24 protein-coding genes are annotated in these 24520 nt (G+C 61.2%); 16 read left to right on the forward strand and 8 right to left on the reverse strand.

Annotated elements, in window-relative coordinates:
- A partial coding sequence (locus tag HMPREF2785_RS03395; RefSeq protein ID WP_070614259.1) for an HNH endonuclease signature motif containing protein occupies positions 1-1028 on the reverse strand: 1028 nt, incomplete at its 3' end.
- Between the two features lie 358 nt (positions 1029-1386).
- Here HMPREF2785_RS03395 and rplJ point away from each other — a divergent pair.
- The 5 genes from rplJ to HMPREF2785_RS03420 all read left to right on the forward strand — a co-directional run bounded on the left by rplJ (position 1387) and on the right by HMPREF2785_RS03420 (position 11269).
- On the forward strand, positions 1387-1908 hold the full coding sequence (gene rplJ / locus HMPREF2785_RS03400; RefSeq protein ID WP_070422696.1) for a 50S ribosomal protein L10: 522 nt from the start codon (positions 1387-1389) through the stop codon (positions 1906-1908).
- 52 nt (positions 1909-1960) lie between these two features.
- Complete coding sequence (rplL, locus tag HMPREF2785_RS03405) at positions 1961-2347, forward strand: 50S ribosomal protein L7/L12 (protein ID WP_070422697.1); 387 nt, start codon at positions 1961-1963, stop codon at positions 2345-2347.
- Positions 2348-2437: 90 nt separating this feature from the next.
- Positions 2438-3352, forward strand: coding sequence for a cell envelope lipid trafficking protein PgfA (locus HMPREF2785_RS03410; protein ID WP_070422698.1), 915 nt, complete (start codon positions 2438-2440; stop codon positions 3350-3352).
- A gap of 334 nt (positions 3353-3686) precedes the next feature.
- Entirely contained in the window at positions 3687-7184 is a 3498-nt protein-coding gene (locus tag HMPREF2785_RS03415) for a DNA-directed RNA polymerase subunit beta (protein WP_070614260.1), read from the forward strand.
- Between the two features lie 86 nt (positions 7185-7270).
- Complete coding sequence (locus tag HMPREF2785_RS03420; RefSeq protein ID WP_070422700.1) at positions 7271-11269, forward strand: DNA-directed RNA polymerase subunit beta'; 3999 nt, start codon at positions 7271-7273, stop codon at positions 11267-11269.
- Positions 11270-11358: 89 nt separating this feature from the next.
- On the opposite strand, the gene HMPREF2785_RS03425 is transcribed toward HMPREF2785_RS03420, so the two are convergent.
- Positions 11359-11988 (reverse strand): DUF1707 SHOCT-like domain-containing protein, encoded by a 630-nt coding sequence (locus HMPREF2785_RS03425; protein ID WP_070614261.1) that lies wholly within the window; start codon positions 11986-11988, stop codon positions 11359-11361.
- A gap of 211 nt (positions 11989-12199) precedes the next feature.
- Here HMPREF2785_RS03425 and rpsL point away from each other — a divergent pair, with 211 nt between their 5' ends.
- From rpsL to HMPREF2785_RS03450, 5 genes are all read left to right on the forward strand, one after another.
- Entirely contained in the window at positions 12200-12571 is a 372-nt protein-coding gene (gene rpsL / locus HMPREF2785_RS03430) for a 30S ribosomal protein S12 (protein ID WP_070422702.1), read from the forward strand.
- Positions 12572-12574: 3 nt separating this feature from the next.
- Positions 12575-13042: a 30S ribosomal protein S7 gene (gene rpsG / locus HMPREF2785_RS03435; RefSeq protein WP_070422703.1), complete on the forward strand. Its 468-nt coding sequence runs from the start codon at positions 12575-12577 to the stop codon at positions 13040-13042.
- Positions 13043-13240: 198 nt separating this feature from the next.
- On the forward strand, positions 13241-15361 hold the full coding sequence (gene fusA, locus HMPREF2785_RS03440) for an elongation factor G (RefSeq protein WP_070422704.1): 2121 nt from the start codon (positions 13241-13243) through the stop codon (positions 15359-15361).
- A gap of 306 nt (positions 15362-15667) precedes the next feature.
- On the forward strand, positions 15668-16858 hold the full coding sequence (gene tuf, locus HMPREF2785_RS03445) for an elongation factor Tu (RefSeq protein WP_070422705.1): 1191 nt from the start codon (positions 15668-15670) through the stop codon (positions 16856-16858).
- Between the two features lie 104 nt (positions 16859-16962).
- Entirely contained in the window at positions 16963-17658 is a 696-nt protein-coding gene (locus HMPREF2785_RS03450) for a hypothetical protein (RefSeq protein ID WP_070614262.1), read from the forward strand.
- An 18-nt stretch (positions 17659-17676) separates the two neighbouring features.
- Here the strand turns inward: HMPREF2785_RS03450 and HMPREF2785_RS03455 are convergent, their stop codons facing one another.
- From HMPREF2785_RS03455 to HMPREF2785_RS03480, 6 genes are read right to left on the reverse strand one after another with little or no spacing between them, the layout of a single operon-like run.
- Positions 17677-18237, reverse strand: coding sequence for a hypothetical protein (locus HMPREF2785_RS03455; protein WP_070422707.1), 561 nt, complete (start codon positions 18235-18237; stop codon positions 17677-17679).
- Complete coding sequence (locus HMPREF2785_RS03460; protein WP_070450621.1) at positions 18234-18875, reverse strand: Asp23/Gls24 family envelope stress response protein; 642 nt, start codon at positions 18873-18875, stop codon at positions 18234-18236. Before HMPREF2785_RS03460 ends, HMPREF2785_RS03455 begins: the two co-directional genes overlap by 4 nt.
- Complete coding sequence (locus HMPREF2785_RS03465; RefSeq protein WP_070614263.1) at positions 18859-19746, reverse strand: Asp23/Gls24 family envelope stress response protein; 888 nt, start codon at positions 19744-19746, stop codon at positions 18859-18861. The genes HMPREF2785_RS03460 and HMPREF2785_RS03465 overlap by 17 nt, the downstream gene beginning before the upstream one ends.
- Positions 19746-19946, reverse strand: coding sequence for a hypothetical protein (locus tag HMPREF2785_RS03470; protein ID WP_070422710.1), 201 nt, complete (start codon positions 19944-19946; stop codon positions 19746-19748). The genes HMPREF2785_RS03465 and HMPREF2785_RS03470 overlap by 1 nt, the downstream gene beginning before the upstream one ends.
- A gap of 57 nt (positions 19947-20003) precedes the next feature.
- Positions 20004-20306 (reverse strand): hypothetical protein, encoded by a 303-nt coding sequence (locus HMPREF2785_RS03475; protein WP_070614264.1) that lies wholly within the window; start codon positions 20304-20306, stop codon positions 20004-20006.
- A 2-nt stretch (positions 20307-20308) separates the two neighbouring features.
- A complete protein-coding gene (locus HMPREF2785_RS03480) occupies positions 20309-20845 on the reverse strand; it encodes an Asp23/Gls24 family envelope stress response protein (protein ID WP_070614265.1) in 537 nt (178 codons plus the stop codon).
- A gap of 544 nt (positions 20846-21389) precedes the next feature.
- Between HMPREF2785_RS03480 and rpsJ the strand changes: the two genes are divergently transcribed.
- Genes rpsJ through rpsS form a run of 6 tightly spaced genes read left to right on the forward strand, consistent with a single transcriptional unit; the run spans position 21390 to position 24517 of the window.
- Positions 21390-21695 carry a 30S ribosomal protein S10 gene (rpsJ, locus tag HMPREF2785_RS03485; RefSeq protein WP_034997227.1) on the forward strand — a complete coding sequence of 102 codons (306 nt, stop codon included), beginning with the start codon at positions 21390-21392 and terminating at the stop codon, positions 21693-21695.
- Between the two features lie 35 nt (positions 21696-21730).
- Entirely contained in the window at positions 21731-22387 is a 657-nt protein-coding gene (rplC, locus tag HMPREF2785_RS03490) for a 50S ribosomal protein L3 (RefSeq protein ID WP_070422712.1), read from the forward strand.
- Positions 22384-23046, forward strand: coding sequence for a 50S ribosomal protein L4 (gene rplD, locus HMPREF2785_RS03495; RefSeq protein ID WP_070450615.1), 663 nt, complete (start codon positions 22384-22386; stop codon positions 23044-23046). Before rplC ends, rplD begins: the two co-directional genes overlap by 4 nt.
- Positions 23047-23352, forward strand: coding sequence for a 50S ribosomal protein L23 (gene rplW / locus HMPREF2785_RS03500; RefSeq protein WP_070422714.1), 306 nt, complete (start codon positions 23047-23049; stop codon positions 23350-23352).
- Between the two features lie 39 nt (positions 23353-23391).
- Complete coding sequence (rplB, locus tag HMPREF2785_RS03505; protein WP_070422715.1) at positions 23392-24225, forward strand: 50S ribosomal protein L2; 834 nt, start codon at positions 23392-23394, stop codon at positions 24223-24225.
- A gap of 16 nt (positions 24226-24241) precedes the next feature.
- The gene (rpsS, locus tag HMPREF2785_RS03510; RefSeq protein WP_018017481.1) at positions 24242-24517 is read left to right on the forward strand and encodes a 30S ribosomal protein S19; all 276 of its coding nucleotides are present in this window, start codon (positions 24242-24244) and stop codon (positions 24515-24517) included.
- Positions 24518-24520 lie beyond the last annotated feature (3 nt).

Consider the following 24520-nt stretch of genomic DNA (forward strand, 5'->3'; position numbering starts at 1 on the left):
CGGTTGGTGTTTTTCACCGGGTAGCCGCGGGGTGAAATCCATACCGGGGCACCCCGCACCATGACGATCCGGCCCCGTTTCTTACGCCACGGGTCATCATCATTGACCCGGTTGTGATACCTGCATAGCGGCGCCAGATTCGCGATGTTGGTCTCCCCACCATGCCGCCAGGCCTCCACATGGTGTAACTCGCAGTTGTCTGCTCCGTGACGACAGCCAGGAAACGCACACACCGGCGAGACCAACTTGGCCAAATCGCGCTGCTTCTGATTCGCCAAACGTTGCGTGCGGTACAGATTCACCGCACCGGCCTGCGGATGAAACGCCGCTACTTCCAACGCATCGGCGAACTGGGCGGCCAAAAACTCCGCACCGGTCATGGTGGTGCCATCAGTCATGGCCAAGAGCACATCATCACCAGTCCCGTCCAGGATGCGTACGTAATCCGGCAGCGGCACCAACACCGTCGGGCGTGGCGCTGCGGTTGCGACCTTGCCGTCGCCGAAGAAGATCCCAATCAAATTCTCGGCAATCTGGGGTGCAGCCGGACGATCCTGATCAATCCCGAGACGCCCAGCGTGTTCCATGTCGGAGATCTCCCGCTCGTCATAGGTTAGGTGCAGGGTGCGTTTGCCGTTTCGCGACGGACCGAACTTCGCCGCATCCACCGCAGGTGTCTCATCTGCCGGCACCAACGTGCGGGCTGCAGCCTCAATCGCCCGATACCCACCCTCAACCTCAAGCAAGGCCAGGCGCAGCGCCCACCGCTGGGAGGCGTCCTTGACCGGTGCGATGCGTCGCTCGATCAGCGCCAGCTCGTCGAGGGAGAAACCTCGCGCTAAAGAACTGGCTGTCTTTTGTTTGCGCGTGAACTTGGTGCGCCCGAAGTACACATCGCGCAGCCGCGACCAGGCACGCGCACGATCCGGAGCGAAGCCCGAGGCGAGCGCAACATCAAGGTCGAAGTCGGCCAGCGTCTCTAACGCTGCGGCCGACATCGCCTGCACTAACACCTCGAACGAATTCATGCCTAAAACGCTAAACCGTCAACAGAGAAAGTGCACCTGGCCTGTGGATAACTGGGCGTGGGGTCGTCGAAAAGCAGTCGAAAAGCAATGGCTTATCCACAGGCAATTTGACCTCGCGGCGAAACCCGCTAAGATACCCAACCGAAGTTTGAGCGATCCGTAAGGGTCGCGCTCAAGTTTCACCGAAGACCGTCGGTCACTTCCGTAAGGGAGTCGAAGGTATCCCATTCCAGGGATCGACCCACGCAGGAGAAACGAGGCTGGACTTGCGTCTGCCCCGTGCCTTCTGCACGGGGCATTTTTCATTGGTGCTCCGGGCGGATTGAAGGACATGAAGTATCGGAAGGAGGCGTGTGTCATGGCAAACCCGAAGAATGTTGCGGAACTTGCAGCTCTGAAGGAGAAGTTCGCTGAGGCGGACTCCATCGTGCTGACTGAGTACCGTGGCCTGACCGTCGGCCAGCTCCAGCAGCTGCGCGGCGATATGGGCTTTGATGTCGAGTACCACGTCGCCAAGAACACTCTCATCAAGATCGCTGCTAATGAGCAGGGCATTGAGGGTCTCGACGATCTTCTCACCGGCCCGACCGCTGTTGCGTTCATCAAGGGCGACGCGGCTGTTGATGCTGCGAAGGTGATGAAGAAGTTCAACAAGGACCACGACGCGTTCGTGATCAAGGGCGGCTTCATGGACGGTAACGTCCTGGACGCTTCCCAGATCGACGCTCTGGCTGAGATGGACAACCGCGAGACCACCCTTGCGAAGCTCGCTGGTGCGTTCGAGGGTTCTCTGGCAAAGGCTGCCGGCCTGTTCCAGGCTCCGGCCTCCAAGACGGCTCGTCTTGTCGCTGCGCTGCAGGACAAGCAGGAAGCCGCGTAAGCAAACTTTTACATCTGGGCTGCAGACGCCCACCTAAAGAAAGGAAGCCATCATGGCTAAGCTCACCAAGGACGAGCTCATTGAGCAGTTCAAGGAAATGACCCTCATCGAACTTTCCGAGTTCCTGAAGGAATTCGAGGAGGTCTTCGACGTGACCGCTGCTGCTCCGGTTGCAGTTGCTGCTGCTCCGGGCGCTGCTGGCGATGCTCCGGCTGCTGAGGAGAAGGACGAGTTCGACGTTGTTCTCGAGGACGCTGGCGACAAGAAGATCGGTGTCATTAAGGCTGTCCGCGAGCTCGTTCCGGGCCTGGGCCTGAAGGACGCTAAGGAAATGGTTGAGGGCACCCCGAAGGCCATCCTGGAAGGCGCTTCCAAGGACGACGCTGAGGCTGCTAAGGCTAAGCTCGAGGAGGCTGGCGCAAAGGTCACCCTCAAGTAAGAGCCTTTCGCTTTTCGACGACACCCCCGCCCACCGGTACGTTTACCGGCTGGCGGGGGTTTCGCTTGTCCTGCGCTAAGATTTCGGACCATGCTGCGTTTTTCCCGTTCCTTGGCCGCGTTGGTTGCTGGTGTGGGTATTGCGCTGGTGGTTGCTGGGATGTTGGCGCCGCGGGTGTTGTTGTCAGGGGAGCGGTTGCCGTTGGCGTTGGGGGATGCGACGTGGACGATTACGGATCCGGATGGCATGCGTGCGGGGGAGTCGGCGCCGGTGACGCGTCAGTTGCATTTGGAGGTGATGGAGCCTTCGGGGGATGAGCGGGCGGCTATTCGTGTGGGGGATTCGGTGCGAGCGGGTGAGGCTCCGGGGGATTTTGAGAATTTGGTGTCTGCGACGACGTGGTCGTATGAGTTGGATCGGGTGTCGGGTGAGGCGTTGTCGCCGGCGCAGGCGCAGGTAATTTTTGCGATGCCTGCTGCTCAGGTGGCGGTGAATGGTGTGTGGCTGAAATTCCCGTCGCCCGCGCCTGCGTCGGACGTGGACGTGTTTGATCCGGTGTTGCGTGGTTCGGCGGTGGCGCGGTTCGTCGATACGCAAGAGATCGGCGGACGCACCGTCAACCGCTACCAGCAGACGGTCGCGCCGACGAATATCGCGCAGCGCTACGCCGATCCGCGTAACACGCTCACGATCGACGGTGAACGTACGTTCTTTACTCATGCGGCGGAGCGCGAGTTGCTTGTCGACGAGCAAACGGGCGTTGTTGTGGGCATCAACGAGCGTGTCGACGACTACTATGCCGACGCCGAGGGTAACGGCGTGCAGAACGTGCTGACCTATGACGGACGTATGGACGAGGCGCAGGTCACGGAACTTGTGCAGCGGGTTGGTCAGGCGCAGCCGAAGGCGGCCAATCCGTTGTTGTGGTGGATTGTCACCGGTGTCGGTGCGGTGTTGGCCCTGGTGGGGCTGATTGGTTCGGTTGTTTCGGCGCGTCGCAATTGACGAGTCGCGCGGGTGGGGTGGTAGGCTGCCCTCCAGCAACTTGGACAACGGCACCAGACGGCACGGGTGCGTGAGGGTTGTAACGCGGGGGGTTGAGTGCCCGATAGGGCCCTTTACAATTTGTTAGCTTTTGTATAAGCTTGCTCGTTGCGCTGGAAGCCGTCTCCAGTACGTCATTGAAGCCTTGTGCATACGGATGAGAATTTCCTATTTGACAAGGTGATTTTGTTGTCTCTGGGGGCGGGTCTTCCGAAGCAGACCAAATGCTAACTTATCCTGCGGAAATGCCGCTGGACCGCGAAGCCAGACGCGGGCCGGTGAGCATCCGCCAGAGGTGCTGGAAGGACCCAACTTGGCAGTCTCAGACCAGACCATGAATATGGCTGAAATCCCGGGGGCTCCGGAACGTTATTCGTTCGCGAAGATTAACGAGCCCATTACCGTCCCGGGCTTGCTCGATGTGCAGCTCGAATCGTTCGCGTGGCTCGTCGGTACGTCGGAGTGGCGTGAGAATGAGCAGGCGAGCCGTGGCGACGATGCACGCGTCACCTCGGGCCTTGAGGACATTCTTGAGGAGATCTCCCCGATCGAGGACTACTCGGGCAACATGAGCCTGACGTTGTCCGAGCCGCGCTTCGAAGACGTGAAGTACACGATCGACGAGTGCAAGGACAAGGACATCAACTACTCCGCGCCGCTCTATGTGACCGCGGAGTTCATTAACAACGACACGCAGGAGATTAAGTCCCAGACCGTGTTCATTGGCGATTTCCCGCTGATGACCGACAAGGGCACCTTCATTGTCAACGGCACCGAGCGTGTCGTTGTCTCCCAGCTGGTGCGCTCCCCAGGCGTGTACTTCGACGAGTCGATTGATAAGTCCACGGAGCGCCCGCTGCACTCCGTGAAGGTTATCCCGTCTCGCGGCGCTTGGCTCGAGTTCGACGTGGACAAGCGTGACACCGTTGGTGTGCGTATTGACCGTAAGCGTCGCCAGCCGGTTACCGTCCTGCTGAAGGCTCTGGGTTGGACCACGGAACAGATCACGGAGCGCTTCGGCTTCTCCGAGATCATGATGTCCACCCTGGAAAACGACGGTGTGAACAACACCGACGAGGCTCTGCTGGAGATTTACCGCAAGCAACGTCCGGGCGAGCAGCCGACGCGTGACCTTGCGCAGTCCCTGCTGGAGAACTCGTTCTTCAAGGCGAAGCGTTACGACCTGGCTCGCGTGGGCCGTTACAAGGTCAACCGCAAGCTTGGTCTCGGCGGCGATCACGACGGTTTGATGACGCTGACCGAAGAGGACATTGCTACCACCCTCGAGTACTTGGTGCGTCTGCACGCAGGTGAGTCGGAGATGACCTCCCCGTCCGGTGAGATCATCCCGATCAACACCGACGACATCGACCACTTCGGTAATCGTCGTCTGCGCACCGTGGGTGAGCTGATCCAGAACCAGGTCCGCGTTGGCCTGTCCCGTATGGAGCGCGTCGTGCGTGAACGCATGACCACCCAGGATGCGGAGTCGATTACCCCGACGTCGCTGATTAACGTGCGTCCGGTCTCCGCTGCGATCCGCGAGTTCTTCGGTACCTCGCAGCTGTCGCAGTTCATGGACCAGAACAACTCTCTGTCTGGCCTGACCCACAAGCGTCGTCTGTCTGCGCTTGGTCCGGGTGGTCTGTCGCGTGAGCGCGCCGGCATCGAGGTGCGAGACGTGCACCCGTCGCACTACGGCCGTATGTGCCCGATTGAGACCCCGGAAGGCCCGAACATTGGTCTGATTGGTGCGCTGTCCTCGTACGCGCGCGTCAACCCGTTCGGTTTCATTGAGACGCCGTACCAGAAGGTCGAAGACGGCAAGCTGACCGATCAGATTGATTACCTCACCGCCGACGAGGAGGACCGCTACGCCATTGCGCAGGCGGCCACCCCGATGGATAAGGACGGCAACCTCACCGGTGAGCGTATTGAGGTCCGCCTCAAGGACGGCGACATCGGCGTCGTCGGCCCGAAGGGCGTTGACTACCTGGATATTTCCCCGCGTCAGATGGTGTCCGTGGCTACGGCGATGATTCCGTTCCTCGAGCACGACGATGCAAACCGTGCCCTCATGGGTGCGAACATGCAGAAGCAGGCTGTGCCGCTGCTGCGCGCCGAGTCCGCATACGTGGCTACCGGTATGGAGCAGCGTGCTGCGTACGACGCTGGCGATACCGTCATTTCCAAGAAGGCCGGCGTGATTGAGAACGTCACGGGCGACTACATCACCGTCATGGATGATGAGGGTGGCCGCGACACCTACATGCTGCGCACCTTCGAGCGCACCAACCAGGGCACCTGCTACAACCAGACTCCGATCGTGAGCGCGGGCGACCGTGTTGAGGCCGGCCAGGTTATCGCTGACGGCCCGGGCACCAAGGACGGCGAGATGGCTCTCGGCCGTAACCTGCTGGTTGCGTTCATGCCGTGGGAAGGCCACAACTACGAGGACGCCATCATCCTTAACCAGCGCGTGGTCGAGGAGGATATCCTCACCTCCGTGCACATCGAGGAGCACGAGATTGATGCCCGCGACACCAAGCTCGGTGCCGAGGAGATCACTCGTGAGATCCCGAACGTGTCCGAGGACGTGCTGAAGGATCTGGACGAGCGCGGCATCATCCGCATCGGTGCTGACGTGCGTGACGGCGACATCCTCGTCGGTAAGGTCACCCCGAAGGGTGAGACCGAGCTGACCCCGGAGGAGCGTCTGCTGCGCGCCATCTTCGGTGAGAAGGCTCGCGAGGTCCGCGACACCTCTCTGAAGGTGCCGCACGGCGAGCAGGGCAAGGTCATTGCTGTGCGTCGCTTCTCCCGCGAGGACGACGACGATCTGTCCCCGGGTGTCAACGAGATGATCCGCGTGTACGTGGCTCAGAAGCGCAAGATCCAGGACGGCGACAAGATGGCTGGCCGCCACGGCAACAAGGGTGTCGTGGGCAAGATCCTGCCTCAGGAAGACATGCCGTTCATGGCTGACGGCACCCCGGTGGACATCATTCTGAACACCCACGGTGTGCCGCGTCGTATGAACATCGGCCAGGTGCTCGAGGTCCACTTGGGCTGGCTGGCGAAGGCCGGCTGGACGGTGAACCCGGACGATCCGGCGAACGCCAAGTTGCTGGAGACCCTGCCGGAGCACCTGTATGACGTTCCGCCGGAGTCGCTGACCGCAACCCCGGTGTTCGACGGTGCGACCAACGACGAGATCGCTGGCCTGCTTGCGAACTCCAAGCCGAACCGCGACGGTGACGTCATGGTGGACGGCGACGGCAAGACTGTCCTGTTCGACGGCCGTTCCGGTGAGCCGTACAAGTACCCGATTTCGGTCGGTTACATGTACATGCTGAAGCTGCACCACCTGGTGGACGAGAAGATTCACGCTCGTTCCACTGGTCCGTACTCGATGATTACGCAGCAGCCGCTGGGCGGTAAGGCTCAGTTCGGCGGCCAGCGTTTCGGCGAGATGGAGGTGTGGGCAATGCAGGCTTACGGCGCTGCCTACACGCTGCAGGAGCTGCTGACCATTAAGTCGGATGACGTGGTCGGCCGTGTGAAGGTTTACGAGGCGATTGTCAAGGGCGACAACATCCCGGATCCGGGTATTCCGGAGTCTTTCAAGGTGTTGCTCAAGGAGTTGCAGTCCCTGTGCTTGAACGTGGAGGTTCTCTCTACTGATGGCACGCCGATGGAGCTCGACGGCGATGACGACGAGTTTGATCAGGCTGGCTCCTCGCTCGGCATTAACCTGTCCCGCGATGAGGGTGCAGCGGCGGATACCGCTTAGGCGCCAGGTGGTCGTCGTGAAGCAATTGCTTGTCGACGATCAAACGAACGCAATAGCCAACCACTTAAAAGAAAAGGAATTTTTACGTGTTTGACGTAAACCTCTTCGATGAGCTTCGCATCGGCCTGGCCACCGCCGACGACATTCGCCGTTGGTCCCACGGCGAGGTGAAGAAGCCTGAAACCATTAACTACCGCACGCTCAAGCCGGAAAAGGACGGCCTGTTCTGCGAGCGCATCTTCGGTCCGACCCGCGACTGGGAGTGTGCCTGCGGTAAGTACAAGCGTGTCCGCTACAAGGGCATCATCTGCGAGCGCTGCGGCGTCGAGGTGACCAAGTCCAAGGTGCGCCGTGAGCGCATGGGCCACATTGAGCTGGCTGCTCCGGTGACGCACATCTGGTACTTCAAGGGTGTGCCGTCGCGTCTGGGCTACCTGCTCGACCTGGCGCCGAAGGATCTTGAGCGCATCATTTACTTCGCGGCGAACATCATCACCTCGGTTGATGACGAGGCTCGACACAACGACATGTCCACCCTCGAGGCGGAGATGTTGATGGAGAAGAAGGATGTCGAGGACGACACCAACTCCGAGATCGCCGACCGTGCGCAGAAGTTGGAGGAGGACCTCGCTGAGCTCGAGGCTTCCGGCGCAACTGCTGCTGCCCGCAAGAAGGTGCAGAACGCTGCCGATAAGGAAATGCAGCACCTGCGCGAGGCTGGCGAGCGCGAGGTTGAGCGCCTCGACGAGATCTGGACCACCTTCCAGAAGCTCGCTCCGAAGCAGATGATTATCGACGAAAACCTCTACGAGGAACTCGTCGACCGTTACGAGGATTACTTCACCGGCGGCATGGGCGCCGAGGCAATCCAGACCCTGATCCGCAACTTCGACCTCGACGCCGAGGCCGAGGAGCTGCGCGGCATCATCGCCGAGGGCAAGGGCCAGAAGAAGGTCCGCGCCCTGAAACGTCTGCGCGTTGTCGCTGCGTTCCAGCGCTCGGGCAACGACCCTGCCGGCATGATCCTCGACGCCATCCCGGTGATCCCGCCGGAGCTGCGTCCGATGGTCCAGCTCGACGGTGGCCGTTTTGCCACCTCTGACCTGAACGACCTGTACCGCCGCGTGATCAACCGCAACAACCGTTTGAAGCGCATGATCGACCTGGGTGCACCAGAGATCATCGTGAACAACGAGAAGCGCATGCTGCAGGAGTCCGTTGACGCCCTGTTCGACAACGGTCGTCGTGGCCGTCCGGTCACCGGCCCGGGCACCCGTCCGCTGAAGTCCCTGTCTGATCTGCTCAAGGGCAAGCAGGGCCGCTTCCGCCAGAACCTGCTGGGTAAGCGTGTGGACTACTCCGGCCGTTCCGTGATTATCGTCGGCCCGCAGCTGAAGCTGCACGAGTGTGGTCTGCCGAAGCGTATGGCGCTTGAGCTGTTTAAGCCGTTCGTGATGAAGCGCCTCGTCGATAATGACTACGCGCAGAACATCAAGTCCGCCAAGCGCATGGTGGAGCGTCAGCGCCCTGAGGTGTGGGACGTCCTCGAAGAGGCGATTTCCGAGCACCCAGTGCTGCTGAACCGTGCACCGACCCTGCACCGTCTGGGTATCCAGGCGTTCGAGCCGAAGCTGGTCGAGGGTAAGGCAATTCAGCTGCACCCGCTGGCCTGTGAAGCATTCAACGCCGACTTCGACGGTGACCAGATGGCAGTCCACCTGCCGCTGTCCGCAGAGGCGCAGGCTGAGGCCCGCATCCTGATGCTGTCCTCCAACAACATCCTGTCCCCGGCATCCGGCAAGCCGCTGGCAATGCCGCGCCTGGACATGGTGACCGGCCTGTACTTCCTAACCATGCTCAAGGGCCCGCAGGAGATCGGCGGCGAGGGCGCATATGCACCTGCCGACGAAAACGGCCCGGAGCGCGGCGTCTACTCGTCCTACCGTGAGGCCATCATGGCTTACGACCTGGGCGTGCTTGGCCTGCAGGCACCGATCAAGGTGCGCATCGATCACCTGCGTCCGACGGAGGAGATCGAGGCAGAGCAGTTCCCGGATGGTTGGACGAAGGGTCAGCCGTGGATGATGGAGACCACCCTTGGTCGCATCATGTTCAACGAGCTCATGCCGTTTAACTTCCCGTACCAGGAAGGCGCCATGGTCCGTAAGGGCGGTGGCGGCGGCAAGGTGCTGCTCGGCGACATCATCCAGTCCATGGTTGAGCAGTACCCGATGATCACCGTCGCTCAGGTGCTGGACAAGATGAAGGACGCTGGCTTCTACTGGTCCACCCGTTCCGGCGTCACCATCTCCATGTCCGACGTGCTGATTCTCCCGAACAAGAACGAAGTTCTCGAGCAGTACGAGAAGGAAGCCGAGGCCATCGAGCGCAAGTTCTGGGAGAAGGGCGCGCTTACGGAGGAGAACCGTTACGACCGTCTGGTCGAGCTGTGGCAGGATGCCACCAACAAGGTTGGTCAGGCCGTCGAGGACCTGTACCCGGACGACAACCCGATTCCGATGATCGTGAAGTCCGGTGCTGCAGGTAACATGCGTCAGATCTGGACCCTGGCCGGCATGAAGGGCATGGTCGTGAACTCGCGTGGTGAGTACATCACGCGCCCGATCAAGACCTCTTTCCGCGAAGGCCTGTCCGTGATGGAGTACTTCAACAACTCCCACGGTTCCCGTAAGGGTCTTGCCGATACCGCTCTGCGTACCGCTGACTCGGGCTACCTCACCCGTCGTCTGGTGGACGTGGCGCAGGACGTCATCGTCCGCGAGGAGGACTGTGGCACCCGTCAGGGCGTCAAGGTTCCTGTTGCCGTGGAAAACGCTGGCGTTTTCCACCGCCACGACCTGGTCGAGACCTCTGTCTCCGGCCGTGTTCTGGCTGCGGATGCCACCGACGCTGATGGCAAGGTCATCGCCGAGGCTGGTACCGAGTTGAGCGAGCAGCGTATCGACGACCTCGTGGCCGCCGGCATCACCGAGGTCAAGGTTCGCTCCGTGCTGACCTGCCAGACCCCGACCGGTGTCTGCGCGAAGTGCTACGGCAAGTCCATGGCCTCCGGTCACCTCGTCGACATCGGCGAAGCCGTCGGCATCGTGGCTGCACAGTCCATTGGTGAGCCGGGTACCCAGCTGACCATGCGTACTTTCCACCAGGGTGGTGTCGGTGGCGACATTACCGGTGGTCTGCCGCGTGTCCAGGAGCTCTTCGAGGCCCGCGTTCCGAAGAACCGTGCCCCGATCGCTTCCGTGGCCGGCACGATCACTCTCGAGGACGAGGGCAACTTCTGGACGCTGACCATCCACCCGGATGACGGTTCCGACGTGGTGGTCTACGAGAAGCTGTCCAAGCGCCAGGGCCTGGCCCAGGTTCGCCGCCCGATGGAGTCCAACCCGGACGCCATGATCGAGCGTGGCCTGCGCGAGGGTGACCACGTCGAGGTGGGCGAGCGCCTGCTTCGCGGTGCTGCTGACCCGCACGACGTGCTCGAGGTTCTCGGCCGTCGCGGTGTGGAGAAGCACCTTATCGACGAGGTCCAGGCCGTGTACCGCACCCAGGGTGTGTCCATCCACGACAAGCACATCGAGATCATCATCCGCCAGATGCTGCGTCGCGGCACCGTGATCGACTCGGGTACCACCGAGTTCCTTCCGGGCACGCTCGTTGACCTGTCGGAGGCACGCCAGGTCAACGCCGCTGCTGTGGCAGACGGTGGCGAGCCGGCCGAGATGCGCTCCGAGATCATGGGCATCACCAAGGCATCGCTGGCTACCGAGTCCTGGCTGTCGGCCGCGTCCTTCCAGGAGACCACCCGTGTGCTCACGGACGCTGCGATTAACAAGCGTTCCGACAAGCTCATCGGCCTGAAGGAGAACGTGATCATCGGTAAGTTGATCCCGGCTGGTACCGGTATCTCCCGCTACCGCAACATCCAGGTCAAGCCGACCGAGGCGGCACGCTCCGCGGCGTACGCCATCCCGACCTTCGGCGATTCCATCTACGGCGACGAAGGCTACGGCGAATTCACCGGCGCTTCGGTGCCGATGGAAGAGTTCGGCTACGAGGAGCTCTAAAGGCAGCCCCAGCATTCTGGCTTAGCTAGGTCTGCTTCAAAGCCCGGCATCCCCGCTGAGGGGAGGCCGGGCTTTTTGTTGTGCTGATACTAAATGTGAGCACCACGGGCTGCGCGCACGATTCCTACGCCACCCATGAGTGCGAGCCCGCGAACATGGATGACCGGAGCATCGGCGGGAATCTCAGCGAGAGAAAACCTGCACGATGAGTGGGTTTCCACCCCGAAACCACCCATGATTCCAATTCCTGCATCGATGACTCGGACATCGTCTGGCACGATGATCTCGATGCCACCCATGATGGCGAATGCGTTGATCTCGGTCTCGTGAGAACTCAACCTCGCCTCGCGCAGATCGATTGAGCTTCCGCCCATCACGGTGAAGGAGGTGTGCGTCGGAGCTACCAACCAGTCGCCGCCTCGCTCGCTGCCTCCCATGACTGCAAGGCTGAAGCCGGAGCCGCCGGATTCGCCGGTGACGTAGTTCCTCACTCCTGAAGGGCGCTGGGCCGGAGGATGGGGTTGGGCGGTGACGGGGGAGAGATCGTCGATAAGCGCAGGAAGCTCATCGACAAAGGTTGCCTCGTAGAGCATGCGAGAGCGCTCGTCGAACTCGTTGACGGAGAGCTGTCCATCGACGAATGCATCGTGAAGGAAGGCGGCGGCACGGTCGCGTTCCGCGCTGCTCAGTCGCTTACGGGGGAGGTTCGCATCGCTCATGCCACGAAAGCTAGCACGGATTTGCCGTCATGCCTTGGCGTGTTGTAAATTATCTGAGGTTTCGCCCGTGTGAATCGGTGCGAAGTTAAACGAACTCCATGCGACTCGTTCACTAGGTAGTTCATGCAAACGGCAGGGCCCCGGAAGAAGAGCCCCTATTTTTGCATGTATGGCCATGTGTGAGCGGGACGCGCGAACAGAAAGGGCTTGAATGCCTACTATTCAGCAGCTGGTCCGCAAGGGCCGCCACTCCAAGAGCGCGAAGGTGGCTACTGCTGCGCTGAAGGGCTCTCCGCAGCGCCGCGGCGTGTGCACCCGCGTGTACACCACCACCCCGAAGAAGCCGAACTCTGCACTGCGCAAGGTCGCCCGTGTGCGCCTGACCTCCGGTGTCGAGGTTTCCGCTTACATTCCGGGCGAGGGCCACAACCTGCAGGAGCACTCCATGGTGCTCGTGCGCGGCGGCCGTGTGAAGGACCTCCCGGGTGTGCGCTACAAGATCGTTCGTGGCGCCCTCGATACCCAGGCAGTGAAGGACCGTAAGCAGGCACGTTCCCGCTACGGCGCGAAGAAGGGACAGTAATCAATGCGTAAGCAGCAAGCACCGAAGCGTCCCATCGTTAAGGATCCGGTATACGAGTCCGAGCTGGTCACCCAGCTTGTGAACAAGATCCTGCAGGACGGCAAGAAGTCCACCGCCGAGCGCATCGTCTACGGCGCACTCGAGATCTGCCGCGAGAAGACCGGCACCGATCCGGTGGGCACCCTGGAAAAGGCTATCGGCAACGTTCGCCCGGACCTCGAGGTTCGCTCCCGCCGTGTTGGTGGCGCAACCTACCAGGTCCCGGTTGACGTCAAGCCGGAGCGCTCCACCACTCTCGCCCTGCGTTGGCTGGTCACCTTTACCCGCCAGCGTCGTGAGAACTCGATGATCGAGCGTCTCGCCAACGAGATCCTGGATGCTTCCAACGGTCTCGGCGCATCCGTGAAGCGTCGCGAGGATGTCCACAAGATGGCAGAGGCCAACCGCGCCTTCGCCCACTACCGCTGGTAAGAGCTGGAAGCGAGATGATCGTCGGCAGACCCCGAAACTGCATATGTGTCCCCTCGTGGGGCCCGCGTTTTCGGGGTTTTCGTCGATAAGCACAAGCTCGCGCTGCCATTTGAGCAACAAAGTGGCAGAATTGACTAACGACAACTAACCGACAAAGACGCTTCACCGCGTCGACGACATTAAGTTGGGGTAACAAACGTGGCACAAGAAGTGCTTAAGGACCTGCACAAGGTCCGCAACATCGGCATCATGGCCCACATTGACGCCGGTAAGACCACCACCACCGAGCGCATCCTGTTCTACACGGGCATCAACCGCAAGGTCGGCGAAACCCACGACGGTGGCGCAACCACCGACTGGATGGATCAGGAGAAAGAGCGCGGCATCACCATTACGTCCGCAGCTGTGACCTGTTTCTGGAACAACAACCAGATCAACATCATTGACACCCCGGGTCACGTGGACTTCACCGTTGAGGTGGAGCGCTCCCTGCGCGTGCTCGATGGTGCTGTCGCCGTGTTCGACGGCAAGGAAGGTGTTGAGCCGCAGTCCGAGCAGGTGTGGCGTCAGGCTGCGAAGTACGACGTACCGCGTATCTGCTTCGTCAACAAGATGGACAAGCTGGGTGCAGACTTCTTCTACACCGTCGGCACCATTGTCGACCGCCTCGGCGCTAAGCCGTTGGTAATGCAGATTCCGATCGGCGCTGAGGACGACTTCGACGGCGTCGTCGATCTGCTCGAGATGAAGGCTCTGCAGTGGCCGGGCAAGGTCGAGACCGGCACGCCGCCTCAGATCACCGAGATCCCGGAGGACCTCAAGGAGCTCGCAGAAGAGTACCGCGAGAAGCTTCTCGAGACCGTTGCTGAGTCCGACGAAGAGCTCATGGAGAAGTACTTCGGTGGCGAAGAACTCACCATCGAGGAAATCAAGGGCGCCATCCGCAAGCTCACCGTGAACTCCGAGATCTACCCGGTGTTCTGCGGTACCGCATACCGCAACAAGGGCATCGAGCCGATCCTCGACGCTGTTGTTGACTACCTGCCGAGCCCGCTGGACATCGGCGAGGTGCGTGGCACCTCCGTCGACGGCTCCGAGGAACTCTTCCGTAAGCCGTCCGTCGAAGAGCCGTTCTCCGCACTGGCCTTCAAGATCGCCGTGCACCCGTTCTTCGGCAAGCTCACCTACGTGCGCGTCTACTCCGGCCAGGCTATTCCGGGCGAGCAGATGCTCAACTCCACGAAGTCCAAGAAGGAGCGCGTGGGCAAGCTCTTCCAGATGCACGCGAACAAGGAGAACCCGGTCGAGCACGCAGACGCCGGCAACATCTACGCGTTTATCGGGCTGAAGGAAACCACGACCGGCGACACGCTGTGCAACCCGGATCACCCGATCATCCTCGAGTCCATGGACTTCCCGGACCCGGTTATCCAGGTGGCCATCGAGCCGAAGACCAAGGCTGACCAGGAGAAGCTCGGTACCGCTATTCAGAAGCTTGCTGAAGAGGACCCGACCTTCACCGTCCAGCTCGACGAAGAGACCGGCCAGACCGTCATCGGCGGCATGGGCGAGCTCCACCTCGACGTGCTGGTGGACCGCATGAAGCGCGAGTTCAAGGTTGAGGCAAACATCGGTTCCCCGCAGGTTGCTTACCGCGAGACCATTCGCAAGAAGGTCGAGTCCCTCGACTTCACCCACAAGAAGCAGACCGGTGGTTCGGGCCAGTTCGCAAAGGTCATCGTCACCATCGAGCCGTACAACCCGGATCCGGAGACCCTGGAAGAGGGCGAGTCCGCAACCTACAAGTTCGAGAACGCCGTCACCGGTGGTCGCGTGCCGAAGGAATACATCCCGTCCGTCGACGCTGGTATCCAGGACGCAATGCAGTACGGCTACCTCGCTGGCTACCCGCTGGTGAACATCAAGGCCACCCTCGAGGACGGCGCTTACCACGACGTCGACTCTTCGGAAATGGCGTTTAAGATCGCTGGCTCCCAGGTCCTCAAGGAAGCTGTTGCTAAGGCGAAGCCGGTTCTGCTTGAGCCGGTCATGGCTGTTGAGGTCGTGACCCCGGAGGAGTACATGGGCACCGTTAACGGTGACATCAGCTCCCGCCGTGGCCAGGTCTACGCCATGGAAGATCGCTCCGGCGCAAAGGTCGTCCGTGCGAAGGTGCCGCTGTCCGAGATGTTCGGCTACATCGGCGACCTGCGTTCCTCGACCGCTGGCCGTGCGAACTTCACCATGGTGTTCGACTCCTACGCTGAGGTTCCGCAGAGCGTTGCGCAGGAGATCATCGAGAAGCGCAACGGCAACTAAGCCGCCTTCTCCCGCCAGCTGCGTGCCAGCAGCTGGCGTACAAAGGGAGAACCCCTAGCGGGGTAGCGGTCGCGCTGAGGCAACGCAACAACGGGCGTTGTCTGAGCCGGCCGTTACCCTCTAGGTTGGTCCGGGGAATCGGATCGGCCAGTTTGAAAAACGGCCTTTTTGAACCTAGGATCTTGTAACTGGCACATTGTGAAATGGCTCCCGTCGCTATATCCGTTTTGGGCTGTAGCGGTTGGGCGTAAGCAAACCACGTGGCTGCGAAGGTCGTAGCCACCATGAAGTCCAGGAGGACAATCAGTGGCAAAGGAAAAGTTCGAGCGCACTAAGCCGCACGTGAACATCGGCACCATTGGTCACGTCGACCACGGCAAGACCACCACCACCGCTGCGATCACCAAGGTACTGGCAGACCAGTACCCGGAGGAGAACAAGGCCTTCGACTACGCGATGATCGATAAGGCTCCGGAGGAGCGCGAGCGCGGCATTACCATCAACATCTCCCACGTGGAGTACAACACCCCGAAGCGTCACTACGCACACGTCGACGCCCCGGGCCACGCCGACTACATCAAGAACATGATTACCGGCGCTGCTCAGATGGACGGCGCAATCCTCGTGGTTGCTGCTACCGACGGCCCGATGCCGCAGACCCGTGAGCACGTTCTGCTCGCTCGCCAGGTTGGCGTTCCGTACATCCTCGTTGCACTGAACAAGTGCGACATGGTCGACGACGAAGAGATCATCGAGCTCGTCGAGATGGAGGTTCGCGAGCTGCTGGCTGAGCAGGACTACGACGAGGAAGCACCGATCGTCCACATCTCCGCTCTCAAGGCTCTCGAGGGCGATGAGAAGTGGGTTCAGTCCATCGTCGACCTCATGCAGGCTTGCGATGACTCCATCCCGGATCCGGAGCGCGAGACCGACAAGCCGTTCCTGATGCCGATCGAGGACATCTTCACCATTTCCGGCCGCGGCACCGTGGTTACCGGTCGTGTGGAGCGTGGCGTCCTCAACCTCAACGACGAGGTCGAGATCATCGGTATCCGCGAGAAGTCCCAGAAGACCACCGTCACCTCCATCGAGATGTTCAACAAGCTTCTCGACACCGCTGAGGCTGGCGACAACGCTGCACTGCTGCTGCGTGGTCTGAAGCGCGAGGACGTCGAGCGCGGCCAGGTCATCATCAAGCCGGGCGCTTACACCCCGCACACCAAGTTCGAGGGCTCCGTCTACGTGCTGTCCAAGGACGAGGGCGGCCGTCACACCCCGTTCTTCGACAACTACCGTCCGCAGTTCTACTTCCGCACCACCGACGTGACCGGTGTTGTGAAGCTGCCGGAGGGCACCGAGATGGTTATGCCGGGCGACAACGTCGACATGACCGTCGAGCTCATCCAGCCGGTCGCTATGGACGAGGGTCTGCGCTTCGCTATCCGCGAGGGCTCCCGCACCGTCGGCGCTGGCCGCGTTACCAAGATCCTCGACTAATTCGAGTCGATCTGACGTAACCGTCGGATAAACGCCAAGGCCGCCTCTCCCGTTTGGGAGGGGCGGCCTTTTGCATGCCCTGAGGGGGGTTTATGGTCTGAGGTGTGCAGGACCCAACACGTATCCCGAAGATTCTGGCCGCGCTTCAAGAGGTTTGGGAGGGGCAACCAGATTTGAGCCTCGGCCAATTATTTGGGGTATTGGGCAATCGTGGGCTGGGGTGGGACTCAACTGACGCAGAGGCGCTCGCAGTTCTTCAGCAGGTCTCTCAGGAGCATCCTTCGCTTGTCGACGACACCTCCGCCCCCATTACCTTCACCACCGTCGAACCGCACCTTCAGGTTACCTTGGTGGACGGAAATGTGGTGGTGCGAAGCGCGGCGCACCCAGGGCGAATGCCGTCGGTGTGGCGGTATGCGTCGATGCGACGTACCGGTCCGGGGTTACCGCTCGTGGTAACTGATGTGGAGGGGGTGGAACATCGGCTGGGGATTGTCCGTCATTTGAAGCTTTTTGCACCGGGAGAGAGTCGTTCGCTGGCGGGATTGCTGCAAGATAGCGTCGGAGGGAACCGATGGTTGGTCGCGCTGGAAGATGGAGCAAGGGCTGTGGTCGGCAGCCGGATCCGTCGTTGGGTACAGGCGCGTCGTGATGTTGACGTGGATACCTTCGCCTGGGCACGCATTCTTCAATGCGAGGCGGGGGCGGACATGACAATCGCCCCAGCCTCCGGCGGGGAGCCGGTGGTGCTGGGGCGAGTTACCGCGGTGTTGCCGCTGGAAGTTCAGGAGGAAGCCTAGACAGCCGCGAAGCCGCGTTTAGGCGGAGATCCTATCGAATTGCAGCTTCCATACGGTATCGATGTCCATGGTGTGGCTTGCGAGCCGGAAATCGTCGTCTGCGGCCTCGATAGCGCGGATGGCGCTTTCCAACGGGTAGTTCGGGTTCGCGGTGACGGTGAACGTGACGGTCGGGCGTTGGCCGACCATAGCGACGCGGCTGTCGGCGCGTTGGACTTCGTCGAGACGCTGGATGGTGTTGCAGGCTGCCTCGGCGACGCGCTGAACGTTGATTACCGTGTCACCGTGCGCGGCATCGGCTGGCACGATGTTGCCGTTGGAGAACGCGCGGGAGCGTAGATTTGCAAGCAAGATCCACAATCCCAACACGGCCAGGACAATAGCGGCGGCGATAAGCGCCTTGGTATACCAGTCCTCGTAGGCGAGGTACGTCACGCGGCTGCGGTCGATGTCGCGGAGGAAATCGCTCAGGTACGGGATTTCCCAGTACTCCGCAATGGGGAATAGGGCCACAACGACCATCAACAGGCCGAGCAGGAACGTGACCAGACGGTTGAAGAAGCTCAATGTTTTGGTCATCGGTGCACCTCCGGGGGACGGACGTCGGACACTTCGGGCGTCGACTGCGTCGTGGTGGCGACTTGTGCCTGAGGCGTTTCCTTAGGCAACACCTTCACGGACACCGCAGGAGGCGCGGCGAGGCTCTTGAGCTCGCTGTTGAGCGATCGCGTGATGCGTTCTTGCATTGCGGGGCCGGAGCCGTCGTCGACAACCTGTACCTTGACCGACTTGCGGGTCGCCTTGGAGCGTACTTGCTCGCCACCGAGGTCGCTGTGAACCGTGTTGGTGGACTTTCGTGCCACATCGACGGGACGGGTCCAGATAGACACCGGGGAGTTCACTCGGACAAACCGGTGCGGGCGGGGTTTGAGCGCAACCACGATGAGCACAAGGCCGACCAAGGCCAGCAGGCACGCAATGATGACGGCGGGGATCTCTGTGGTGAACGAGCCGAGGAACTCAAACGCGCGACCAAACCAGGACTGCTCGGGTGATTCCGACTCGTAGGTGTAGTACCAGAGGTCACGCGCGCCGACACCCGCTAAAGCGATGAGGAGCAGGCTGATGAGGACTGCGATCCAGCGCGATGCAGGGGTGCCTAGCGGTTCGTCGCCGGGGTGTGGCCCGACTGGGCGGGCGCTAGTTGGTTCGGTCATAGTACTTCACCACCGGTTCTATCGTGATCTGCTGAAGTGGCTTCGGCTGTGGGGCCTGGGGGATGACCACGGGCTTCGGAGCCGGGCCGCGCGGGCTTGTTGGGCGCGCACTGGGCTGAATTGTCACCGGCTTGAGCGGCTGCCTATCTACGGTGATATCGCGCAACGGTCGCTGCCACGGCACCTCAACCGGCCGCATGTGCCCGAACGCCTTGACAGCGATCGGGGCGAGGGGCTGCAACGCTGGCAGCGACGGGGCGCGCAGAGCCACGGGCATGGGCGTCTCTGGGGCGAACGGCTCGAGTGGCTCGGGCACGTCAACGCCAGAAACGGTGACCGGTTGGGGCTGCTTCGGTGTTCGTACGCTTGGGGGAGTTGGTGTGGTGACGGCACGCATGTCGTCGACAAGCGATCGCGCTTCGATCGGCGCCAGTTCCTCGCGCTCGTTGGTCACGGGGTGCGTGATCTCGGTAGGAGAAACCTGGATGGGCTCTGGGATGATGAAAGCATCGTGGGTCGCAACATCGTCCCAGGTCACACGGGAACCATCGTCGATCGATTCGACGTTAGCAACGGTGACGTTGACGCGGGAGACATCCATCCCTGCGAGGGTGCGGATGTGGGCGATGATGGTGGCGCGCACAGCGTCCGTAATCGCCGCGACGGGCGCGGGGTAGGACGTGGCAATCTCGGCATCGATGGCGACAAGGCCCGTCGTGCGGTCGATGTGTGCCTCGATGCGCGGAAGGCTGCGGCCCGCCAGGCCCGCCAATTTCGCGTCGATGTTGCGGGATCCCGGCACTGTTGAGGCCGCCACTTCCGCCACGCGCTCGATGGTGCGTTCGCTGACGTGGTAGAAGGAAGTGTCCATCAGCTATTGCTCCGGCCGGTTCCGTTGCCGATGATGCTGGCTAGGTCGAGGCGGCCGTCGAGTTGGGCGCCTACTACGCCGCCGAGGATGGTAAACAGCAGCAGCCAGAGTAGGCCGGCCCAGCCACCGAATGTGACGAAGAAGGCAACGATGACGCCGATGATGACGCCGGTCAGTGCCTTGTTGGCAAAGAGATTCATTGTTAAACCACTTTTCGGGTTGTTGTGTGAGGTGCGGGGGCGTAGCCCGTGTTGCTGCTATTGCGCATCGCCGGCGATGACGTCCACGAACTCGGCGTCCGAAGCGCTCAGTGCTGCGGCGCGTACGTCTTCGGCGACCTCGTGGACGTTGCGTCCTGAGGCGACGTCGAAGGTGAAGTGGACTTCGAGGCCCGCTTTGCCGTTGCGTGAGGCAGATCGGATGCCTTCGATGCGTTGGTGCGGCAAGTAGGTTGCGATTTCGCCGAGTCGGCCGCCGTAGAGTTTTGCTACTCCGTTGACGGCGAGTGTGGCGTCGCGGACGCCCTCCGCAACCTCTTGGGTAACGGGGGTGTTGGCCATGATTACTGGATCTGCTGGTTTACAGACTGGTTGACTGCCTGGTAGTTGCCGTCGTCGTAGTTCTCACCTGCGGTCTCCTGCTCCGGCAGGTTGACGTCGTGGACGGTGACATCGACGCGGTCGACGATCAGGCCGGTCATGCGGGTGATGGCGACGGTGATGTTTTCGCGAATGGCGTTTGCCAGCTCGTGGATGGCGACACCGTACTCGGCGATGATGGCAACTGCGACGGATGCGTGGCCGTCCTCGACTGCCACGTTGACGCCCTGCTGGACGTTGGTGGAGGAGGTCAGGGACTCGCGGACTGCGCCCCACATGCGGGCTGCGCCGCCGCCGAGGTTGTGGACGCCGGAGACTTCGCGTGCTGCGATGCCGGCGATCTTGCCAACAACGTTGTCGTCGATAACAGTGCTGCCGTGCTCAGTTTCGAGGTTTTCGTTGCGCGGGCGCTGCTTCTCGGTCTCGGTTGCGGTCGAGGTGGTTGCTGGGGTGTTCTTTGCAGTGTTGTTTGCAGTGTTGTTTGCGTTCTGGTCGGCCATGACGGTCCTTTCAACTGTGATGTTCATGTTCCGAGTGCGCCTATATAGATGACGCGTACGGTATGGGAACAAGGGTACACAGGTTGTCGTCGTCAAGCGGGCTTGCGTTGGTGGCAACCTTGTGTTTTAATACGCAGGTTGCCTTGACATGGGTTGACGGAAGTCGGCCGGTGGCTCGGCAAACATGACACCTTCCAGTCGGAAGACCGGTGAAGGGGCCATGGCAAATAAACAGCGGCAGTACGCGAGGGTCACGCACCCTTCCGTGTCTGATACCCGGGCATATTGCTTGTCGACGATGACGTGTCGGCCAACAACGTGCCTTGGCGGAAGCACTGAGCGTCGGCGCGTTTATTGCGCAGGTCTCAACTTCCGGATGTGTCATGACAGTCAGAAAAGACACTGGCGTTGAGCCAAGGGCCCAGCCCGGACAACGTTATAGAGAAACTAGAAGCTACAAACCCCACCGCTTCTCTCTCGTTTCACTTCGTTCAACTTCGAGCGAAGCGAGAGTTGAACGTGGGGATGCGAGGAAGAGGTAAGCGTGGCGGGACAGAAGATCCGCATCAGGCTGAAGGCCTACGATCACGAGGCGATCGACGCATCCGCGAAGAAGATCGTCGAGACGGTCACCCGTACGGGTGCCCGCGTCGTCGGCCCGGTGCCGTTGCCAACCCAGAAGAACGTGTACGCCGTGATTCGTTCTCCCCACAAGTACAAGGATTCTCGCGAGCACTTCGAGATGCGCACTCACAAGCGCCTCATCGACATTCTCGACCCGACGCCGAAGACGGTAGACGCGCTTATGCGCATTGATCTGCCGGCCAGCGTCGACGTGAACATCCAGTAGAGCAATCCCCAACGTAAGTAGTGGAGAACTAACACATGTCTGACAACCAGATCAAGGGCATTCTGGGCAAGAAGCTCGGCATGACCCAGATCTTCGACGAGGAGAACCGCGTTATCCCGGTTACCGTCGTCGAGGCTGGGCCGTGCGTTGTCACCCAGATCCGTACCCCTGAGACCGATGGCTACTCCGCCATCCAGATCGCTTACGGCGACATCGATCCCCGTAAGGCTAAGAAGCCGCAGGCTGGCCACTTCAAGAAGGCTGGCGTCAACCCGCGTCGCTACGTTGCTGAGATCCGCATGGACGACACCTCGGGCTACGAGCTCGGCCAGGAGTTCAATGCAACGATCTTCGAAGGCGACACCTTCGTCGACGTCGCAGGCACCACCAAGGGCCACGGCTACGCCGGTGCCATGAAGCGCCACGGCTTTGCCGGCCAGGGTGCTTCCCACGGTAACCAGGCTGCCCACCGTCGTGTGGGTTCCATCGGCGCCTGCGCGACCCCGGGTCGCGTGTTCAAGGGCACCCGTATGGCTGGCCGCATGGGCGGTAACCGCGTTACCACCCAGAACCTGAAGATTCAACGCATCGACGGCGACAACAACCTCATCTTGATCAAGGGCGCCATCCCTGGCGCAAAGGGTTCCGTTGTTACCGTCAAGACCGCAGTGAAGGGCGGTGCTCACGCATGACGAAGCTGACGCTTGACGTCCACACCGCAGACGGAGCTACCAAGGGTTCCGTCGACCTGCCGGCCGAGTACTTCGACCGCGAGGTATCCGTGGCACTCATGCACCAGGTTGTGAATGCACAGCTTGCTGCTAAGCGCCAGGGTACCCACGCAACGAAGACCCGCGGCATGGTTTCCGGCGGCGGCAAGAAGCCGTTCCGCCAGAAGGGCACCGGTCGCGCCCGTCAGGGTTCGATCCGTGCTCCGCACTACACCGGTGGTGGCATTGTGCATGGTCCGCAGCCGCGTTCCTACGCACAGCGCACCCCGAAGAAGATGATCAAGGCTGCCCTCGCTGGCGCTTTGACCAACCGTGCGCAGAACGAGCGCATCCACATCGTGGAGGATCTCGTCCCGGGCCAGACCCCGTCGACGAAGTCCGCTCGTGCATTCATCGAGCGCCTCACCGACCGCAAGTCGGTCCTGCTGGTGATCGGCCGTGATGATCAGAATTCCCGTCTCTCCGCAAGGAACCTGCCGGGCGTCCAGATCATTGAGCCGGCTCAGCTGAACACCTACGACGTCCTCAACGCTGATGACGTTGTGTTCTCGGTCGAGGCACTCCACACCTTCATCAACCGCGGCGCAGCTGTTGCCGCCGCTGCGGAGGAGGAGAAGTAAATGGCAAAGATCGCTAACCCGCGCGACATCATCATCGCCCCGGTGCTCTCTGAGAAGAGCTACGGCCTGATGGAGCAGAACACGTACACCTTCTACGTGTCCCCGTCCGCGAACAAGACCCAGATCAAGATTGCCGTGGAAGAGATTTTCGGTGTCGACGTCGCTTCGGTGAACACCGTCAACCGTGAGGGCAAGCGCAAGCGCTCCCGCACCGGTTTCGGTAAGCGTAAGGACACCAAGCGCGCCTACGTCACTCTCCGCGAGGGCAGCGACTCCATCGACATCTTCGGCGGTGCGACCGCGTAACCCGCGGCTCGCTGAAGAGACGATAGAAAAGGAACCACTATGGCTATTCGTAAGTACAAGCCGACAACTCCGGGTCGCCGTGCCAGCTCCGTGTCCGCGTTCGACGAGATCACTCGTTCGACCCCGGAAAAGACGCTGCTGCGCCCGCTCCCGAAGAAGGGTGGCCGTAACACCCACGGCCACATCACCACTCGTCACCGCGGCGGCGGCCACAAGCGTCGCTACCGTGTGATCGACTTCCGCCGCTCCGACAAGGACGGCGTGCTGGCAAAGGTTGCTCACATCGAGTACGACCCGAACCGCACCGCGAACATCGCACTGCTGCACTACTACGACGGTGAGAAGCGCTACATCATCGCCCCGAAGGGCCTGAAGCAGGGCACCATCGTCGAGGCTGGTCCGAACGCGGACATCAAGGTTGGCAACAACCTGCCGCTGCGCAACATCCCGACCGGTACGACCATCCACGCTGTGGAGCTCAAGCCGGGCGCAGGCGCAAAGCTGGCTCGTTCCGCTGGCGCGTCCATCCAGCTGCTGGGTAAGGAAGGCAACTACGCAGTTTTGCGTATGCCGTCTTCCGAAATCCGCCGCGTGGACATCCGCTGCCGTGCAACTGTTGGTGAGGTCGGCAACGCTGACCAGATCAACATCCGTTGGGGCAAGGCTGGTCGTATGCGCTGGAAGGGCTGGCGCCCGACCGTGCGTGGTGTGGTTATGAACCCGGTCGACCACCCGCACGGTGGTGGCGAGGGCAAGACCTCCGGTGGTCGTCACCCGGTCTCGCCGTGGGGCCAGAAGGAAGGCCGCACCCGCAACCCGAACCGCTATTCCAACAACATGATCGTGCGACGTCGTCGCTCGAAGAAGCGCTAAGAGGAGGTAAACAGACATGCCACGTAGCCTTAAGAAGGGCCCGTTCGTCGACGAGCACCTCCTCAACAAGGTGGATGCTCAGAACGAGGCAGGCACCAAGCAGGTCATCAAGACCTGGTCGCGCCGTTCGACCATTCTCCCCGATTTCATCGGTCACACTTTCGCCGTCCACGACGGTCGTAAGCACGTGCCGGTGTTCGTGGACGAGTCCATGGTTGGCCACAAGCTCGGCGAGTTTGCACCGACCAAGACCTTTAAGGGTCACGTCAAGGAACAGAAGGGACGTCGATAAGCA

It is taken from the genome of Corynebacterium sp. HMSC067D03 (genome assembly GCF_001811185.1).
Classification (GTDB): domain Bacteria; phylum Actinomycetota; class Actinomycetes; order Mycobacteriales; family Mycobacteriaceae; genus Corynebacterium; species Corynebacterium coyleae.